This window comes from Clostridium cavendishii DSM 21758, from assembly GCF_900141845.1.
Lineage (GTDB): Bacteria > Bacillota > Clostridia > Clostridiales > Clostridiaceae > Clostridium_AG > Clostridium_AG cavendishii.
The window spans coordinates 141,075-156,976 of the sequence record NZ_FQZB01000011.1; the positions used below are offsets into that span (position 1 = coordinate 141,075).

The 15,902-nt window shown below is 28.3% G+C and carries 13 protein-coding genes and 1 pseudogene; 7 read left to right on the forward strand and 7 right to left on the reverse strand.

Annotation, left to right across the window (positions count from 1 at the left end; genetic code table 11):
- Positions 1-157 precede the first annotated feature (157 nt).
- Complete coding sequence (locus BUB01_RS13400; RefSeq protein ID WP_072988656.1) at positions 158-970, reverse strand: creatininase family protein; 813 nt, start codon at positions 968-970, stop codon at positions 158-160.
- Positions 971-1,712: 742 nt separating this feature from the next.
- Here BUB01_RS13400 and BUB01_RS22750 point away from each other — a divergent pair.
- The 7 genes and pseudogenes from BUB01_RS22750 to BUB01_RS13430 form a co-directional block, all read left to right on the forward strand.
- Positions 1,713-2,720 (forward strand): annotated as a pseudogene (locus tag BUB01_RS22750) (IS256 family transposase); the annotation flags it as partial.
- A gap of 99 nt (positions 2,721-2,819) precedes the next feature.
- Positions 2,820-3,353: a hypothetical protein gene (locus BUB01_RS13420; RefSeq protein WP_072988660.1), complete on the forward strand. Its 534-nt coding sequence runs from the start codon at positions 2,820-2,822 to the stop codon at positions 3,351-3,353.
- A gap of 9 nt (positions 3,354-3,362) precedes the next feature.
- Complete coding sequence (locus BUB01_RS23985; protein ID WP_423231127.1) at positions 3,363-3,491, forward strand: Mu transposase domain-containing protein; 129 nt, start codon at positions 3,363-3,365, stop codon at positions 3,489-3,491.
- Complete coding sequence (locus tag BUB01_RS13425; protein ID WP_072988663.1) at positions 3,445-3,759, forward strand: hypothetical protein; 315 nt, start codon at positions 3,445-3,447, stop codon at positions 3,757-3,759. The genes BUB01_RS23985 and BUB01_RS13425 overlap by 47 nt, the downstream gene beginning before the upstream one ends.
- 125 nt (positions 3,760-3,884) lie before the next feature.
- Complete coding sequence (locus BUB01_RS23490) at positions 3,885-4,091, forward strand: ATP-binding protein (RefSeq protein ID WP_200802867.1); 207 nt, start codon at positions 3,885-3,887, stop codon at positions 4,089-4,091.
- A gap of 6 nt (positions 4,092-4,097) precedes the next feature.
- Positions 4,098-4,217, forward strand: coding sequence for an ATP-binding protein (locus BUB01_RS23825; protein ID WP_278337142.1), 120 nt, complete (start codon positions 4,098-4,100; stop codon positions 4,215-4,217).
- 2 nt (positions 4,218-4,219) lie between these two features.
- Positions 4,220-4,660, forward strand: a complete 441-nt coding sequence (locus tag BUB01_RS13430; protein ID WP_072988666.1) for a hypothetical protein — start codon at positions 4,220-4,222, stop codon at positions 4,658-4,660.
- A gap of 576 nt (positions 4,661-5,236) precedes the next feature.
- Here BUB01_RS13430 and BUB01_RS13435 read toward each other — a convergent pair.
- From BUB01_RS13435 to BUB01_RS13460, 6 genes are all read right to left on the reverse strand, one after another.
- Entirely contained in the window at positions 5,237-6,277 is a 1,041-nt protein-coding gene (locus tag BUB01_RS13435; RefSeq protein ID WP_200802868.1) for an HAD-IIIC family phosphatase, read from the reverse strand.
- A gap of 394 nt (positions 6,278-6,671) precedes the next feature.
- The gene (locus BUB01_RS13440; protein WP_072988669.1) at positions 6,672-11,780 is read right to left on the reverse strand and encodes an SDR family NAD(P)-dependent oxidoreductase; all 5,109 of its coding nucleotides are present in this window, start codon (positions 11,778-11,780) and stop codon (positions 6,672-6,674) included.
- 42 nt (positions 11,781-11,822) lie between these two features.
- Positions 11,823-13,073, reverse strand: coding sequence for an ACP S-malonyltransferase (fabD, locus tag BUB01_RS13445; protein WP_207649992.1), 1,251 nt, complete (start codon positions 13,071-13,073; stop codon positions 11,823-11,825).
- 422 nt (positions 13,074-13,495) lie between these two features.
- Positions 13,496-13,735, reverse strand: coding sequence for an acyl carrier protein (locus tag BUB01_RS13450; protein WP_072988675.1), 240 nt, complete (start codon positions 13,733-13,735; stop codon positions 13,496-13,498).
- Between the two features lie 129 nt (positions 13,736-13,864).
- Positions 13,865-14,575, reverse strand: a complete 711-nt coding sequence (locus BUB01_RS13455) for a thioesterase II family protein (RefSeq protein ID WP_072988678.1) — start codon at positions 14,573-14,575, stop codon at positions 13,865-13,867.
- A gap of 237 nt (positions 14,576-14,812) precedes the next feature.
- Positions 14,813-15,073, reverse strand: coding sequence for a hypothetical protein (locus BUB01_RS13460; RefSeq protein ID WP_072988682.1), 261 nt, complete (start codon positions 15,071-15,073; stop codon positions 14,813-14,815).
- Positions 15,074-15,902: the final 829 nt, after the last annotated feature.

A 15,902-nucleotide genomic window follows, 5' to 3' on the forward strand; every position in this document is an offset into this window, starting at 1 on the left:
CACCGCTGTAAAGCCTTAATTTAAAAGATTAGAAGGTATATTAGAGTTATGGTTTGAATATGTAGTTAACTTATATTTTCTTTTCTAAGTTCTTCATCCTAAAATCTTAATTTGCCTTTGACTTAAAAAATATGAACTCCATAACTTGGTATTATACTTATACTATTCTTCTTAGTATTGCTTCAGATATTCTATAAGCATAATCATCAACATTTTTTTGGACTTCAACATCTTTAAAATCAGCAGGTGACCCTAGGTAACCTTGGGATGAAAGTTCTTTTATATGACCGCCAAACAACCAATCTTCACCACTGCTGTTATCCAAGGTAATCGGAGGTAAAGATATCGCTTTTTCAACATCAACCAGAGTTGGATAGAATTCATACATCATGGCTGTTTCAATATCTCCACCATGAACATCAGAGATTTCTGCCTTACTTACATTAATTGTTTGTGTTTTTATCGGACATAAGTAGGGTTCGTCCAACTTTAATTTAAAGTGTGGAAACCTGCACTCATCAAAAGCATAACAAGCATTAATATCCAATTGTTCCTGTGCTTCCTTAAACGCTTCTATTATCGCAATGTTATGCTCAATATCTCCATGTACATTGACACCAAAAACATTATTGAAACCAAACTCTGACAGTGATAGTAAAATATCGTAAATTAATGCTCTCGCAGTATTTTTTCGTACATGAAATGAACCTATAAAGCCACTTGTTGATTGACAAACCCCCCAATAAAAAGGTGGAGCAATAACAACTGTATGCCCACTTTTTTCAAGTTTTTCTTTTATTGCAAGACAATATATATATGCAGTGTAAATATCTGTTCCTAAACATAGTTGTGGACCATGTTCTTCAATGACTCCCATAGGCAATAAGACAAGTGCATTTTTATCAACAAAGTTTTGTATTTCAGTCCAATTCATATTCACCATTGTGTCTTTGAAAATTTCATTAATCATAAAAATTTACTCCTTTACAGTTTACAAATATTGTTAAGTTCATACTTTTCATCTATTATATTTAACTCACAAAAAAATTATAAATATGAAGAAATCTGTGTATGTATTATACCATGTAATACCTTAATACGAAATATATGTATTAAATATTCTAAGTAAAATAGGCACCAAAAATATGCAATTTTCTTTAAATTTGTTAAAAATGCATAGTAGTTATCTTTGTTTATATTTTGCTATAAACTCAAATATAATTAAATTAATATTTGCAAATATTTTATCTTGAAGTAAACATTCTAAAATTTAACACTTAACCTTTACGCTCTAGTAATAATTACCTTTGTATTCTTTGAGTAATTTATATTCTAATATTCAATGTACCTAAAATGACTCTATATATTCAACTAACATCATCTCTAGCCTTAAATCGTCTCCCATATAGCTTATCATTTTTCAATGATAAGAAGAAAATTTCAGCACACACATCATCATAACAACATCCTCTATCACTAATACTTTGAAGAAATTAATTATCCATTAGTAAATCTCGATAATCATATGAATTATACTTCCCCACTATCAAAATAAATAGAAAATTATATATTTTATCAAATTTTATGAAATACGTGTTACCTCAAAGGGTGAAACGAGAATTAAAAATAAGAATAAAAAATCATATTATAGTTGTAATATTAGGTAAAAATGTATTTAATTCTCTATCAAATGTTATGACTACATTATACAAGGATATGGGAAATATGATACTGTAGAAAAAATTAGTAGTAATAGCAGAAATGGTTATTCAAAGAAAACTGTTAAAACAGAATTAGGGCCAGTTGAAATTAATATTCCTAGAGATAGAAATGGTGAATTCGAACCTAAAATTGTACCAAAACATCAGAGAGCAGTTAATGGAGTGAAGATAAAATACTCTCTTTATATGCTACTGGAATGACAACTCGTGATATTTCTGAGCAAATAAAAGGCTTATATGATGTGGATATTAGTACTGAAACTGTTTCTAATATTACAAATAGAATATTACCGCTAGTTGCGGAATGGCAAAGTTGACCACTTGAGAAAACTTATTCATTTGTGTTTATGGATGCAATAAATTATAAAGTTAGAGAAGATAAACAAGTCATAATTAAAGCTGCATATGTTGTTATTGGGATTAATTTAGATGGTGAAAAAGAAGTTCTTGGAATATGAATTGGAGCTAATTAATCAAGTAAATTTTAGCTATCTGTATTGAATGATTTAAAGAATAGATGAATCCAAAATGTACTTATATTCAGTGTTGATGGACTTAACGGCTTTAAAGAAGCAATCGGCGCTACATTACCTTTTTCTAAGATACAAAGGTGTATAATTCATCAAATAAGATCTAGTATGAAGTATATACCTCATAAGGATAGAAAAGCTTTTTTAGCCGATTTAAAAGGCTTGTACACTGCCGTTAATGAAGAAGTTGCAATGGATAATTTACTTACAATGAAAGATAAGTGTAGAAACAAATAATACAATAAAAAGTTGGGATAATAATTGGGATAATTTAAGTACTTTCTTTGCTTTTCCAAATAACATAAGAAAAATAATATATACCCCTAATGTAATAGAAATCTTAAATAGTCAATTTAGAAAGGTAACTAAGATTAAACTAATTTTTCCTAATGATGATAGTTTAATGAAGATGCTTTATTTAGCTGTTGAACGTGTAGCAAAGAAATGGACCAGAGCTTATCATTGTTGATTTATACTTAAAACTGATCCACCTTTAACGAGTAAAGTTGGCCCACCTAAATAGTTTAATTGTCCTAGTCTTGTATAAAAGATTAGGAGGAAAACAAAGGTGAAAGATGTGAGAGATTGGATTACAGTAAAGACTATGTATAAAAAAGGAATTCCAATTAGACAAATAACTAGAGATTTAAAAATGTCATGGAATACAGTTAAGCGATTAATAAAATATAAGGAAGAACCAAAGTACAAGAAAAGAAAATATACAACTACTATTGATAAATATCTTTATCAAATTCAAATATGGTATCTTAATCCGGAATACAATTTCATTGGAACCAGGATATATAGGGAATTAAAAAAGTTTGGCTACAAAGGAAGCATATCTCCAATATACAGATATTTAGATACTTTAAAAGATAAAAAGAACAACATTTCATTAAAGACTACTAAACGGATTGAAACTCCATTAGGAGATCAAGAACAATTTGTAAAAGGAAATCGATTTAATTCAATGACAGAATTAAATAAAGCTGCAGGTATTTTTATAGAAGAAGCTAATAATTCTTTACATAGCACAACATTAAGGATAACAAATGAATTTTTTGTTGAAGAAATACCACACTTATCTCCAGTAAGGATGTAACCATTTATTATTTGTAATCTTAAAGAACGAAAAGTTAGCTTAGATTCTTATATTTCTGTTGATGCAGTAAGATATAGTGTTCCAGTAGAATATGTTGGTAAAAAAGTTTTATTTAGAATATTGCTTAGAGATTTTTAATAAGTCTTTAGAGATAATTGCAACACATGAAATTATTAATGATAAGGGTAAAATGATAACTGTAAATGAGCATTATGGTGATTTGAATAATATAGCTCCCAAATCTATTCCTGAAATAATAAGACAATTTGAAAATACATTTAGTACTGGCAAAATATTTTATAAAAAGTGTATTCCACATTTAAAGCAACCAAGTTATCATCTGCGTGAAATAATTAAACTTAAGGACCGACTCGTTAGACCTAGTTTTACAATATTGTATAGATGAAAATATTTATGATATTAAAGAGATTAGGAATGTTTTAAAGAACAAGTACTTTGAAATTATAAGAGGTTTTAATACGCAGGAAAAACTTCTTACTATAGCTGATACCAGCCGTGATTTATCTTATTATGAGGAAGGTCAGATTTGAGCATAAAACATTAGATGAATTTGATTTTTCTTTTCCTAATAAAATTAATGAGGCTAAAATAAGAGATTTAGAAACATTATCTTTTATATATAATAAAGAAAAAGAGAGCATATTTTTTCAAATCGTCCGCCAACGCTATGAAAAAGGCTCTCTAATAATAACTACCAATATACATTTAGGTAATTAGGATAAAATTTTTACAAGTAAATTATCAGCGACAGCTATACTTGACAGACTAATGCACTACTGTCACTTGATAAGTATAACAGGTGACAGTTATAGAGTAAAGGGAAAAAATAAAGGAGAAGCTTAGGAATGAAATATACACATAAAGATTTAGAATTTGAAAAGTTTGTACATATCTTTAATACTGAAGGAAAACGTGCAGCTAAACAATTTGTATCTAGTATGTCAAATATAAATTATGATTATTTTGTTAAGTTATTAAAACAATATAAAGGCTATGTATACAATAGAAACTTTAAAAGGTATGAGCTTCCGTCTAATGCTGAAAGTCCATTTATTGGTATTGATGATTTATTTAATAAGGAAAAAGATGATGCTACAAAACTTGTAGCATCTATTCCAGAAAAAATATATTATAAAGATCCTGCTGATTCACTAACTATAGATATTCTTCAGGATAGACTTATGGAATTATCAAAATATATTAAAATAAGTCAAAGTTCTAAAACTATTGAAATTAACTTGGGTCGCTTACGCGAAAGCGGGTATGATGTTAATGTTCAAAACTAATCATTTAGTGGGTCAGTTTTGAGCGTTAATGTGGGTCAAAAGTACTTGACAATCTACACAACTTAATATTATTTTTAGTGATACATTGAATGAGAATGAAAAAAAGAACTTTATTTTAGGATAATCCTAAAATAAAGTTCTTTTGATAAGTTCCCTAACGTATATTATTTCCAACTCATGGGGATAATATACATATTAGGCGAATTTTAAACAGTCCTAAATATCTATAATTAGACAAAATTAAATACAAATCTAACTATTGAAGTTAAGCATTATTTCCAAGAGGAAATTTAGAATACACAAAAATATTTACAGGCTCTCGAAGCAACTTTGAAAAGCATTAGAATCTTGTCAAATAAAGCCCCCTGTTCATGTACTTTGAAACTATAAATATACATTCTTCATTAGATTTTCTCTTTCTTATAATATAACAACCTTCTGTTTTAAGTATATAAATATTATCACATTACTTTTATTAATCTTTTAAGTGATGAGTTATTTAATATTTGCATTTATAATTCTAGTATAAATATCTTTGTATAAATATAAACTTAACCAATGTTAAATCTTGTGAAGCTATTGTAATATTTCTACTTTTACATATGGTGGATATGTAGTTTCTCTCAGCATATCATATTCCAATAATACTATATTTTTATCATTATTAATCTCTCTTTCTCTAAATCCATTAAATTTATATGTAACATACATAATTCTATTTCTATCATTATGGATAAATTCTGCAAACAAGGAAACTCCAGCCTTTTTAGCTTCGTCTATAATAAAATTTAAAAATACGGTTCCTACCCCTCGTGACATAACACGACATGACATTAAAAATAACTTTATTGTCCATGTATCCTTTGTGCATTTAACAAGAGAAAGACCTATCTTCCCATAATCACCAAATTTATCCTCTAAGGAAGTTATATATAATCTATACTGAGGATCTGTCATAAATTCTTTTAGCTCATTATAAGAAAATGTTTGTGAAGTTGTATTTAATTGATGTGTTCTAACTGTTAGCTCCTCTGCTCTTTCCAAATCGGATTCCGATGCTAGCCCAATTGAAAAAAACATGTCTAACGAACTTAAAAAATCAACTTGTGGTCCATTAAAAGATTCTTCACACGTTTTTCGTTCTATATCTTGTTGATAAAGCCTACGACGATTAGCTGAATCCTCTGTTATAAAATTCGGAGTCATTTCAGGCATCATTAGCATACTATCTATATCTTTAGTTAACATACACAGAACTTCTGGATATGAATGTTTCACTTCTGCTAATTCATATTCTTGATCGTCTACAAATGCAAATGAATCTAAAGATAAGTTAAGCTTTTCTGATATCATTTTTAATGATTCTGATTTACTATTCCAATTTATTTGTGGATATAAAAAATATTCATAAATGCCCAATTCTTTTAATTTATTAATGGTCATATCATAATTATTCTTACTAGCAATTGAATGTAGTATTCCTCTTTTATCAAGTTCCAAGATTATTTTCACAACACTTCTACACAACTTAACCTTTTCATCTTCTAATAATACACCTGACCAAATCGTTTCGTCTAAATCCCAAACAACACATTTAACTTTTTTCTTTTCATGCATTATAATACCCCATTTCTTTAATTTCTCAACAACATAAATTAAATAAACATACTTTTTAAATTTCTTAGTTATTAAACTTGAACACATCTTCCATTATCTTTGAAAACATCAATCTAATCTATATTTAATAAATATATTCTTTATTGATTAAATATGTATTTTTCCCATCTAAAAATTCAATATATATATTTCTTCAATTGAAGTCTAGATTTTATTCATAATGTATATTCAGTTATTACTTTTAACTTAACTCCGGATATTTTCTTACGTGTATATATCCGGAGATTCCACACTTTGTATTTAAACCTTGATTAAACCAATTGATTTTGCTATTTGAGTATTAAACTTCTATTATGTTTTTCACTTTATTTTCTACAACAAATCATCATATTAACTAAAATTTGAAATCAAACAAAGATTCGTCAAATTTATTTCTATTATTTTCAAATATATTATCAATAAAATTAATCTTAGAAATTGATATGTCTAAATTATTTACTAAAGTTTGAAGTACATACAAATAATTTTCTATGAACTTCAAAATAGTTGATTCTGCATATAATTCAGTCCTATATTCTACTGTAAATGTACACTCTTCATCTTGAATCATAGATTCTAAAGAAAAATCAAATTTTGAAGTATGATTTTCTAAATCTAGTAATTCTACTTCAAATTCGTTACCTTCAAGAAAGTTTTTATCCAAGTGATGCTGTACAAAAATTATATTATACCAAGGATGATTATAATAATCATAATCCAAATTGCTATTTAGCATTATTTCATCTAATGGATAGTCCTGATAAGTAAATGCTTGTTGAACAGTCTTTTTTACGCTAATTAATAAGTTTTCAAAAGTCTCATTTTCTGATATTGAAATTCTTATTGGCAATGTTTTAATAAATGCTCCAACTGTATTTTCTAATTCTATATATTTTCTACCTGAAACAGGAATTCCAACAATTAAGTCTTTTTGGTTAGTATATTTATGCAAAACAATAAAAAATGCTGTCAACATAAACATAAATGATGTTGTTTCTGTTTGCATTGTAATCATCTTAATTTTTTGTATCACTGCTGCATCAACTAAAAATGATTTGCGTCGTCCATTAAAATCCTTTGTATCAAAGTAGTCATAAGGTATAATAGTTTTTTTCAAAGGAGCTTTTAATGTATTCTCCCAAATTGACTTAACAAATTGAGGATAATCTTCTACGTCTTCTTGCATTAAAACATAATCTTTATATTGACATGTTAATTCTGGTAATTCTAGTCCTTTACCTTTGTAGTAAAAAAACAAATCTCTAATTAAATTTTGAACAGAAATATCATCAGCTATAGCATGATGTAAATCAAAAACCAATACATGTTCTTGCTCTGTTATACCAAATACACCTATACGAAATAAAGGTGCATATTCCAATTTATAAGGTTTTTTCCAATTTATAATAAATTCCCTTAATCTATCCTTATTTATCTGATGATATTCAAGCACATTTTTAATATTATCCTCTGATTCAATGTGTTGAATCACTTCGCCCTTAATCACTTTTAGAGATGTTCTTAATGTTTCATGTCTTCTAATCAGACATCTAACACTGTTATCAAGCTTTGTAATATCTAAATCTCCTTTCAATGTATATGCAAATACTACATGGTATGCTGTATTATCCGGATCAAGTTGCTGCAACGCATATAACCTTTTTTGAAAAATAGAAGCTGGATAATATTCTTTTGAAGTTACTGATTTTTTTAATTGTTTATACCCCTTCTTGATATCACCTTTATTATTAATGTACTTTGCTAAATCATCTATAGTTGGATGGCTCATGAATTCTAATATATTCATATCGATGTTAAATTCATGACAAATTCTGTTCAACAATTTCATACCAAAAATTGAATTTCCTCCAACTTCATAAAAATTAGCATAAATATCTACTGACTTAAAATAAAAAACTTCACCCCATAGTTGAGCCAATTTTATTTCTGTATTTGTATAGTTTCCATCATTCTTACCTGTAAGCTTGACTTCTTCTTTACACTGGATACTATTTGTTTCTATTTTATTCTTTAAATTTGGAATAAAAATATCTGACTTCATTGATGTTAAATCATTTAAATAAATGACATCATCCTTATTACTATTCTCTAAATATTTCTTATCAATTTCTCCTACTATCACTCTGACAGCATCACTACAAAGTAAAAAATCAAAATAATCAACAGCCTCATATGTTTTTAACGCCTTAAAAACCCCACTACTTGTATCAACATTAAAATCTATCGCAATCCCAGTTTCAGACCAAGCTGGCCAATCAATGCAAAGTGTTTTCTTTCCACACTGGTTACGTCTATGTGCAAATGAATCCAAAAATGTATTTGCTGCAACATAATCTGATTGTCCTGGCATTCCAGTCAACGATGAAATTGCTGAAAACATTACAAAAAAATCAATATCATCCTGCTTAGTCAACTGATCCAGTAAAATAGCTCCTACCACTTTTCCAGACATTACTTCTTCTAGTTGCTCTGGAGTTCTGTTATATATGAAACCATCTCCTGCAACTCCTGCTCCATGAATAATTCCATTTATTTTTCCATATCTCTGCCTAACTTCTTTCAACATATCATTCATGATACTATAATCAGAAACATCTGCTGAAATACAAATAACTTTAGAGTTTAACCTTTCTATTTCCAATATAGTTTTTATTTTACTACAAATTTTCACATCTGAAGATTCTTGAAGTAATCTCTCCCATTCATTCCTACTAGGAAACGGTGTACGATTTATTAGAATAAGGGTTGTCCTCTCTTTTTCTGCTATATACTTAGCAACTGAAAGCCCCATTCCTCCCACTCCACCTGTTATTATATATACCCCACCATCGCGTATAGGATTAGTCCCCATATTAAATTGAGAATTTTCTTTTCTTTTGATGCCCTCATTATATCTTATACCATTACGATACGCTACCATGAAGTTTTTACCATGAATTATTTCATTTATAATCTTACCTAAAGATGTATTATTATCGGTATCAATGCAGCGTATGCTGATATTAGAATGTTCTTGCTTTATTACTTTACTAAATCCTATTGCTGCAGTATATTCAGCGTTTACTTTATCAGTTGGTAATACAAAATTCCCCATATCCATAAGTAATATAACCTCAAAATGCCTCTTACTTTTGCACTCTAATAGTGACTGAGTTAAGTAAAATAAACTAAATACTTCCTTTAAACAAGTGTATATAGATATTTTTTCCAACTTCTTTTCACTAAAATTATCATTAAATGCAAGAACTATCATTTTAAAAATTGGTTCTTGCTCTAAATAATTCATAAGCCATCGATAACTATCATTAGTATTGTTTATAATATAATTAAGCTCATCAATCTTTTCAAAACATTTTCCATAGGTCACGGTTATTATTCTATATCCTTCTGATTTTAACATATTTATTAAAACACCTGAGTGTTCACTACCATCTTGAAAAACGACAATTGTTTGTTTTACTATACTTAAAGAAGAAATAAATAAATTGTCAGTTGGAACCCATATAGTTTCATAAAATTCTTTTATATTATCTTGGATATTGAGCCAACATCTAGTCGCTTCAAATGGATATCCTGGTAAGCTGACTTTATTAAAACTTCTTGGTGGATATAACTTACTCCAGTTAATATCTGCACCTTTAACATAAAGCTCCATAATTTCTAACAAAATCTCTTTATCTTTATTCTTACAGAATAATTCTATATTTTTATCTGCTTCTACTGACATCTTTCTTACTGCATTTCTTAAAATATCTTTAGGAGTTTTAATTTGTTTTTGCTGTGAAACAACGTTATACTCGCCATAGTATACTCCAATTTTTCTACAATCTTCAAACGTATGTAGATCATTTAATTTTCGAATTTTATCCAATAAATCATATTTATTATTTACGAGAAAAATAAGTCGTCTATTAAAACTTCTCCTTGATGTAACTGATGTTTTACATATATCTATAAAATCATCTTCTAAATTATTCTCCAATACATCCAAATAACGTTTTATTAATTGTCTAAGACTATTTTCAGTATTAGCTGAAAGATAAAATACACAAGTTTGATCTTCACTCCCTCTTTCTACACCATACTTGTTAGTAAACTCCTCTAAAACAATATGACAATTAGTTCCACTTAGCCCAAAACTACTCACTCCAGCTCTTCTTGGAAAACTCTCTTCCTTCCAATCAGATAATTCATTAGCAATATATACTGGTGAATTATAAAAAGGTATCTCACTATTTGGTTCTTGAAAATGTAAAGTGGCTGGTATTTTTTTATTACACATCATCAAAACTGTCTTTATTAAACCAGCTAATCCTGATACACTATCTGTATGTCCTATATTTGATTTAACTGATCCTATAGCACAAAATTGCTTTCTTGTCGTATATTTGCTAAATGCTTTCTGAATCCCATCTATTTCGATAGGATCGCCTAACCTTGTTGCTGTGCCATGTGCTTCTATATAACTAATTGTTTCTGGATTGATATTGGCATTTTTCCAAGCTTTCTCTATCACCATAGCTTGAGAATCTGCATTAGGTGCAGTAATTCCTATTGAATTTCCATCTTGTGTAATAGCTCCCCCCTTAATAACAGCATAAATTTTATCACGATCCTTTATTGCTTCTGATAAAGGTTTTAACACAACAGCCGCTGCTGCTTCTCCAACTCCAGTACCTGAAGATGAATTATCAAAAGTTCTTGTGCGACCATCACTCGATTCGATTAAACTTCCATCAACATGTATAGGTAACAATCGAAGATTAATTCCACCAACTATTGCCATATTACATTCTTTTAAAAGTAATGCCTGACATGCTAATTGGACTGATACAAGAGATGATGAACAAGCTGTATTTATTACCATATTAGGGCCATGCAAATCTAAAATATATGCTATTCTACTAGCTATAACAGCACTTAAATTTCCAGCTAAAGCCGCTTGAATTTGATCAGGTGAAGTTTCATATATCATTTGTGCATAATTACAAAACTTCTCTTCACTATACCCTAAATAAACACCTGTATCAGTTCCTTTTAACTTCTCAGCTCCATATCCTGAATCTTCTATTGCATGCCAAACTGTTTCAAGAAATATCCTTTGGTTTGGATCCATTGTGGCTGCTTCTGCTGGTGACATTTTAAAAAAATCACGATCAAAAGTGTCAATATTATTTAGATAACCCATATTAGAAAATGTAATTTCATCTGTCCACTTTTTTTGTAAACAAATATATCTCTCTACATCTCTCTTCCTGTTATATGGAATTCCATCAATACAATCAACTTCATTAACCAAATTACTCCAAAAGTAATTGATATCTTCAGCCTTTGGAAATCGAGCCGACATACCAATAATAGCAATATCCTCTTTAAAAGTTTTATTATAATCATGAACCTCATGATTATTTTCATAATCTCCCTTAACATTTAAACCATTCATTTGTTATCATACCTCCCGTTACATACTATGTTTCTATTTGAATCACATATCATACAGGATATTACCTAATATTTCTTCAACATCAGTCTCACTAATCAATTTTTTAATTCTTCTATTTTGCTCATCTAAAGGAGTTTTTTTCGTAATAAATACTGATTTAAGCATATGTATTCCATCATACATATCTTGTACAGATGGAGTTAAATTATTTTTTCTTATCCTATCCACCAAACTAACTATTTGTTCATATGGCTTAACAACACCCTGCTCATACTCTTCATTATTCCAATTATAATTCTTTACCGAGACTGCAACAGCTAAACATCGTGTTAAAAAATTAAGTTTTCGCTCATTTTGCTTCTGAATATATTTAGAAATTTCCTGACGATCACTACTTCTTGAAAAAGAAAAGGAAGAAATGTTAGCTGGAATCAAATCTGATAAAATTGCCTGAGGGCCCATTTCTATAGTCATATTCACTCCTTCATTTTTTATATATTCCATTATTTCACTCCATCTAACTGTAGATGTAATTTGTTTCGATAACAAATCTACCATACAACTATCTTCATTATACTTAGAAGCTGTTATATTAGAAATAACCGGAAACGATGGTTTATTAAATTTTATTTTTTTCAATACTTCAGTAAATTTAGGTAAATAAGGTTCTAATATTGGACTATGAAATGGAGGAGTCATAATCATCGGTGTAACTTGAGCACCTAATCTGACTAATTTCTCCTCTGCTTTTATCAAAGCATTTTCAGTACCTGATATAACAAATTGATTTTTATTGTTCATACAGGCTACTGTAACCATACCTCCATCTTGAGATTTTTTTTCACACACTCTAACTAACTCATGTATACCAATTCCATTAACGACCGTCATATATCCTCTATTTTCTACAACAGCCTCTTTTGCAATAGTACATCGTAACTCTACTAATTTTAAGGCATCTTCAAATGTAATTACATTACTACATGTCAATGCAGAATATTCTCCTAGACTATGTCCTGCACAAATCCAAGGCTCAACTTTATAATCGTTCATAAAAACACGATAAGCAGCAACGCTTACCGTTAAAATAGCTGGAAGCATATTTTCAATTCTATTAAGCTCAATCAATGAATTGCCAAAACAAACTTTAGAAATATCTCTCCCCATGATATCAGCAGCTTCTTCAAAAGTTTCTCGTGCAATAGCACTGTAATTATATAACTCTTTTCCCATTCCTAAATGTTGACACCCTTGTCCTGGAAATAAAAACGCTAACTTATCCGTAAATACCACTCCTTATGTCATATTTTCAACCATAAATAAATTCAAAAAATTTAAGTTCTATCTTCATAATTCAAAAAATAGAATACATTTGTAAAGAAAATTTTCATCATTAGTCTAATTCAAAAACTCTCTGTTTGTAAGTTTATCTATAAAACCCAGTAGCCATTAATCTTACTGTTTTTTTTGCAACTTTTTAATACCTCTATCCTTTTTAAAGAAAATATATTGGCTTTATAGCAGGTAGAGCACTTGAATAATTGCATGAAGGTCCTGAAAATCCATGAGGAATATCCCAACTAGATGATTATTTATGTATCTTACCTATCATCTCATCAATGTTTTCAGCATCTGCTTTTGTTTGAATATATGGTTTCCGTTCTCCTCAAAAATTAGTAGTATTTCATCTTTCAACTAATTGTTTATAAATATTCTTAGCTAACTCCTTTTTTTCTCAAATAATTAACAATAGCATTTATCGATTTAAAATTCTCTAAATCAATATCTTCGTTACTTACTTGAAATTTAAATTCACTCTCTAAAAACATAAGTAGTTGCATTGTAAATAGTGAATTTACTGTATCCATTTCTAAAATATTATCATCATCTTGAATATCGTTACTATAAAAAAATCTCGATAAAAATTGTCTTATTTTCTCTTTTACTTCATTCATTTTTAGTTCTCCTTTATATACCTATAATATAAATTGTTTTTTAAATTTTTCTATATTAATATTACACGCCATTAATCTCATAAAACACAAATCTAAAATAATTGTCTTTAGAGAGAATATTCAAATAAATTATAAATTATAAGTTATTATTGTTTTATTGATAATCTTAACAACATCTTCTTCACAATCTTTAATAAAAAAGTGCCCTGCTGGAAACGAATAAAAATCACATTTTTTCTCTGTGTAACTTCTCCAACTATATATTTTATCTTCTGGTGTATGTTCATCCTTTTCACCATATAATATAGATATATCACATGGTAATAAGTTCTTATACTTCTTATAATCATGCTCTTCTAATATTTTATAATCAGCTCTCATAATTGGCACAAACAATTTTTGTAATTCTTTTTCATCAAAGACTTCACTTGAAGTTCCTCCAAGCTTTAGTATTTCTTCTTTAAACTCCATAATTGGTAGATCATGAACTCTTTTCATATTAAAACACTGCTCTGGTGATAATCTACCTGAAAAAAATATATGAACTGGCGGTGGATACCCACTCTTAATTATCTTATAAACCAATTCATAAACCAAAGTACAACCCATACTATGTCCAAATAGAAAATATTGATTTTCATAAATTTTTTCCGGAATATTTAGAAATATATCATCTACCGCTTCCATCAATGTAGTATAAAATGGTTTCCATAACCTCTTTCCTCGACCAGATAACTCTATAGTTTCTATAAATATAGAATCATCTAAATATTTCGACCACTTTATATACCAAGTGGATGATCCTCCTGCAAAAGGCAGGCATAAAAGTATTTTTTTCAAATTAATTCTCCTTTGACTTTAAAATATTACTATTCTATTTTTCAATTAATCTTTACTATTTCTTTAATCCAAAATCCTCCACCAATGTTAAAATAATATATTTGCTTTTTTTAATACTCAATACTAACTGGTTAAAAAACACGTATATATCTTCTGTGATATGAATATTATTTATAGGTACATTAATTGAAGTATCCCATATACTGCTTAATTTTCAACCATCAAATCCAGTAATTCCTATAACCTTGCTACCACAACATCCTTTAAATATTCTGTATCCCCATCCCCATAAACATTATTTGAATCTTTAATAAATATCCTATAAATCAGCAACATAAATATATGTATTAGATGCAATACATATAACATAATCAACTTTTTCTTTTGAAACATATATGATACAGCCTTAATATCACTCAAGTCCTTCTTATAGAATCTAAATTTAGTATTAGTTAAAAGAATTAGATTATCACTTTCATTAGTGGAATTTTTAAACATTTCTAATTCAAGTTTGTATACTTCCTCTGCTAACTAAATCTTTGATATTTTTCTACCATTATAACTGCAAAATGCATTTTAAAGTCTCTACTGTGAATGAAAATTTATAAACAAATCCCTGCACCACTAACTATCTCTACACTATCTATATTTTTATTACTGAATATATATCGAAAAATATCATCCTTTGTCACATTTAGATTGGTAACGATTTCAACATTATAATACTTTAGTATTATAATGTTTTAAAATATAAACATATTTATCAACACTATTACTTAAAACTCAACCTGCATCTAATCCGATATGCCACCTCAACCTCCACAGAAACTTATACTCACTGGTGCTTTAGTATTACCTCTTATATTCTTAAAAATATATTCTATTACTCAATATGCAATTTTCATTTTTTTCATTATCTAATTGCAATGTATCTTTATTGCCTCATTTTTATAAATTTAATAACTAAGCATCCAATCTTCATAATGAAATTCTTTAATAATTTGTTCTTATTTAAATATGGCAATACTTAACTATAGTATATCTATAAATAACACCATAATAGTTTTATACCGTTTCACCATAATTTCATATATATTATAGATCCTTATAAATTTAATTAAATGAGAAAGACAACTATCAATAAATGGTCACTTCGTCATCTGCAGATAGTCGTCTTATCCTTGTATTTTCAAACATATTTTCTTAATAACATTATCAATCTGTTATTAACTATAACCTATTAATAAATATATTAATCTCCTCAAACCTTGCAAACCTTAAGTGTTTTTTATATTCATCTACCTTTGTCCACAATAATTTAACACCA